General features: G+C 72.1%; 1 protein-coding gene. It reads left to right on the top strand.

Annotated features, from left to right (window positions below; all coding sequences use genetic code 11):
* Positions 1-251: DUF1993 family protein (locus SB772_RS43690; RefSeq protein WP_410838988.1), on the top strand; the 251-nt coding region annotated here is incomplete at both ends.

The raw sequence follows: 251 nt of genomic DNA, 5'->3' as shown, positions 1-251 counted from the left end.
GAACCGCTGCCGGATGCGCTGCTCGCGCTACGCGAAGCCGGCTGGCACGCCGATGCGCAGCCGGGCACAGTGAGCGACGCGCAGGGGATCCTCTCCGGCACGATCGCGTTCCTCGGCGAACTCGCGCCCGACGCGCTCGATGGCGGCGCCGCGCGGCCGATCGCGCTCGAGCTGCCGAACGGCACCGCGTTCGACATGACGGGCGAGCAGTACGTGCGCGACTGGGCGCTGCCGCAGTTCTACTTTCACGC

This window comes from Paraburkholderia sp. SIMBA_030, from assembly GCF_046535245.1.
Taxonomy (GTDB): domain Bacteria; phylum Pseudomonadota; class Gammaproteobacteria; order Burkholderiales; family Burkholderiaceae; genus Paraburkholderia.
The sequence above is the reverse complement of the archived record's forward strand: the minus strand, read 5'-3'. Positions and strand labels throughout refer to the sequence as shown.